2 protein-coding genes and 1 tRNA gene are annotated in these 3969 nt (G+C 69.3%); 1 reads left to right on the top strand and 2 read right to left on the bottom strand.

Going from position 1 to position 3969, the window contains the following annotated elements:
• Positions 1–155 precede the first annotated feature (155 nt).
• A tRNA-Leu gene (locus VGZ32_RS18630) sits at positions 156–230 on the top strand.
• A gap of 423 nt (positions 231–653) precedes the next feature.
• Here the strand turns inward: VGZ32_RS18630 and pyk are convergent.
• Positions 654–2129, bottom strand: coding sequence for a pyruvate kinase (gene pyk / locus VGZ32_RS18625; protein WP_326887352.1), 1476 nt, complete (start codon positions 2127–2129; stop codon positions 654–656).
• A gap of 214 nt (positions 2130–2343) precedes the next feature.
• Complete coding sequence (locus VGZ32_RS18620) at positions 2344–3801, bottom strand: glutamate synthase subunit beta (RefSeq protein WP_326887351.1); 1458 nt, start codon at positions 3799–3801, stop codon at positions 2344–2346.
• Positions 3802–3969: the final 168 nt, after the last annotated feature.

Below are 3969 nucleotides of genomic sequence, written 5' to 3'. Positions count from 1 at the left end.
ACCCGCTTGCGCGGTGCGGTCTTCTCGTCGGCGGTCATGTTCGGCTGCCCCTCGTCCTCTGGGTGCACGGTGCATCCATGTGGCCACCAGCGTAGTCGAGGCGAAAGGCGGCGGCGCGGCCCCTCCACGATCCGGTATGCTGTGCTCCGTATGGGGCCCCGGTAGCCCAATTGGCAGAAGGCAATGGATTCAAAACCCATACAGTGTGGGTTCGAGTCCCACCCGGGGCACTTGAGGAACAGGCCGTTCACTATTTCGAGTGGGCGGCTTTCCTATTTGCGCCATATTTTAGGTTTTGTCAAGACGATCACGCCATCGCCCAATCGACCCACCCGCTCGAACTGCACAGAGATGCGGCAACGCTGCTCCGCGCGGGGATTCCAAACGTTGCTGTGGCCGCTCGGCCATGTGTACCGCCCGGCACGAATTGCATATCGGTGGCGCGGCGGGAGTCGGTCGCGAAGCTGGACGAGTTCGTGGGGCCGAAGTATTGACCGCGCACGTGTGACGGCTGGGCGGGACGCCGGGGAGTCCGTCGAACGTGGCCTTTTCGTCTGCGACGAGCGCCGCATTAAAGCCGCAGTAGCCGCATTAAACCCCTGTGGGCCGGACCGATTCACGGTCCGGCCCACACGGGTCGATGTTCGGGCCGGTCAGCTCGAGTGCTGCTGCAGGCGGTAGGCCGGAGCGGCGCCGGTCACCGCATCGCCGACACGGTGGACGCGGACGGCGTTGGTGGAGCCGGGGATCCCGGGCGGGGAGCCGGCGATGATGATGATCAGCTCGCCGGGCTGGCAGCGGCCGAGCTTGAGCAGGGCCTGGTCCACCTGCATCACCATCTCGTCGGTGCTGCCCACCTCGTCGCCGATGAAGGTCTCGACACCCCAGGTCAGCGCGAGCTGGGAGCGGACGATCGGCTCGGGGGTGAACGCGAGCATCGGGATCGGCGAGCGGTAGCGGGAGAGCCTTCTGGCCGTGTCGCCGCTCTTGGTGAAGGCGACCAGGAAGCTCGCGGACAGGTAGTCCCCGAGCTCGGCCGCGGCTCTCGCGACGGCGCCGCCCTTGGTGCGCGGCTTGGAGATCGCCTGGGGCAGGCCCTTCTTCAGGACCTCCTCCTCGACCGCGCAGATGATCTTCGCCATGGTCTGGACGGTCTCGACCGGGAAGTCGCCGACCGAGGTCTCGGCCGAGAGCATGACCGCGTCGGCGCCGTCGAAGATCGCGTTGGCCACGTCGGAGGCTTCGGCGCGGGTCGGGCGGGAGGCGCTGATCATCGAGTCGAGCATCTGGGTGGCCACGATGACCGGCTTCGCCATCCGCCGGCACATGGTGATCAGCCGCTTCTGGACCAGCGGGACCTGCTCGAGCGGCATCTCGACGCCCAGGTCGCCGCGGGCCACCATGATCCCGTCGAAGGCGTCGACCACCTCGTCGAGGTTCTCCACCGCCTGCGGCTTCTCGACCTTGGCGATCACCGGCAGGCGCACGCCGAGCTCGTCCATGACCGCGTGCACGCCGTCGATGTCCTTGCCGCTGCGCACGAACGACAGCGCGATCATGTCGGCGCGCAGGCCCGCCTCGTTCTCGCCGAGCGCCCAGCGCAGGTCGGCGACGTCCTTCTCGGACATTGCGGGCACGGAGACAGCGACGCCGGGCAGGTTGATGCCCTTGTTGTTGGAGACCTTGCCGCCCTCGACCGTCACGCACACGACCTCGGGGCCGTCGACCCGCACGACGTCGAGGGCGACGCGGCCGTCGTCGATCAGGATGCGGTCGCCGGGGTGGCAGTCCCCGGCCAGGCCCTTGTACGTGGTCGAGCAGATGTGGCGGTCCCCGGGCACGTCCTCGGTGGTGATGATGAACTCGTCGCCGCGCTCGAGGACGTGCGGGCCGTCGGCGAACCGGCCGAGGCGGATCTTCGGCCCCTGGAGGTCGACCAGGATGCCGACCGCACGGCCCGCCTCGTCGGCGGCCCGGCGGAGGTTGAAGTACCGCTCTTCGTGCTCGGCGTAAGAACCGTGCGAAAGGTTAAGCCGGCCGATGTCGAGGCCCGCCGCCACCAGAGCCTTGAGCTGCTCGGGAGACCCTGCGGAGGGGCCGAGGGTACAGACGATTTTCGCGCGACGCATAAAGCGACCCTATCCCTTACCCAGCGGTAACTTTGCCCAAACGGGTGAGCATCGTTCGAGTACCGCCGGAAGCGCGCACCATCCGGCGACTGCGGTCACCCCATCTTACCGAGGCGCGTGGAACGACGATCGGCCGCCCACCTGAAGCTGCGGTGGACGGCCGGTCAAAGGGTGGTTGCGCGGGGGCGCGCCGCGCGCTCCGCCAGGCGTCCGGTCAGACCATCAGGGGCCGTACGGTCGGCGCGATGGCGGTCGGCAAAGTGGTGACACCGGCCAGGTATCGGTCCACTCCGGCCGCGGCGGAGCGGCCCTCGGCGATGGCCCACACGATCAGCGACTGCCCACGTCCGGCGTCTCCGGCCACGAAGACGTTGGGCAGGTTCGTGCGGTACTCCGCGTCGCGCTTGATGTTGCCGCGCTCGTCGAGTTCGAGACCGAGCTGCCCGACCAGACCGTTGTCCCGCTCGGGACCGGTGAATCCCATGGCGAGAAGGATCAGCTGGGCGGGGATCTCCCGCTCGGTGCCGGGGACGGGGGCGAAGCGGCCGTTCTCTAGGGTGACTTCAGTCAGCCTCAGGGATTGGACGTTGCCGTGATCGTCGCCGACGAACTCGGTGGTGTTGACGGCATAGACCCGCTCGCCGTTCTCCTCGTGCGCCGAGGAGACCCGGTAGATCATCGGGTAGGTCGGCCAGGGCTGCGCGGAGGGGCGCTCGTCGGCCGGGCGGGGCATGATCTCCAGCTGGGTGACGGAGGCGGCGCCCTGGCGGGTAGCGGTGCCCAGGCAGTCCGCACCGGTGTCGCCGCCGCCGATGATGACGACGTGCTTGCCCTCGGCGGTGATCGGCGCGGTGACGTAGTCGCCCTCGACGACCTTGTTGGCGAGGGGGAGGTATTCCATGGCCTGGTAGATCCCGCCGAGCTCGCGGCCCGGGACGGGCAGGTCGCGGGCCTTGGTCGCGCCGACGGCGAGCACGATCGCGTCGTAGCGGTCGCGCAGCGCCGAGGCGAGGATGTCCTGGCCGATGGCGACGCCGGTGCGGAACTTGGTGCCCTCCGCGCGCATTTGCTCGATGCGCCGATTGAGGTGCCGTTTCTCCATCTTGAACTCGGGGATGCCGTACCGCAGCAGGCCGCCGGGCGCGTCGTCGCGCTCGAAGACCGTCACCGCGTGCCCGGCCCTGGTCAGCTGCTGGGCGGCCGCGAGCCCGGCCGGGCCCGATCCGATCACCGCCGCCGAGCGGCCCGACGCGGCGGCCGGGGGCAGCGGCACCACCCAGCCCGATGCGAAGGCCCGGTCGATGATCTCCACCTCGACCTGCTTGATCGTGACGGGATCAGCGTTGATTCCGAGCACGCAGGCGGCTTCGCACGGCGCTGGGCAAAGCCGCCCGGTGAACTCGGGGAAGTTGTTGGTGGCGTGCAGCCGGTCGGCGGCATCCCGCCAGTCGTGCCGCCACACCAGGTCGTTCCACTCCGGGATCAGGTTGCCCAGCGGGCATCCGTGGTGGCAGAAGGGGATGCCGCAGTCCATGCACCGGCCCGCCTGCCGTTCCAGGCGGCTGGGCGGGAACGGCTCGTAGACCTCGCGCCAGTCGAGCAGGCGCAGGTCGACGGGCCGGCGGACGGGGGTCTCGCGGGGGGTGGTCATGAAGCCCTTGGGGTCAGCCATGCGAACCCTCTCTAACCGTGCGCCGCGGCCATGACGGCCTCGTTGACGTCGCGGCCTTCGCGCTTGGCCGCCGACGCGGCGGACAGCACCCGCTTGTAGTCCTTCGGCATGACCTTGGTGAACCGGCCGGGATCCCAGTCGGCCAGCAGCCGCGCGGCGACTGCGGAG

The organism is Actinocrinis sp., assembly GCF_035938995.1.
Lineage (GTDB): Bacteria > Actinomycetota > Actinomycetes > Streptomycetales > Catenulisporaceae > DASZGI01.
The sequence above is the reverse complement of the archived record's forward strand: the minus strand, read 5'-3'. Positions and strand labels throughout refer to the sequence as shown.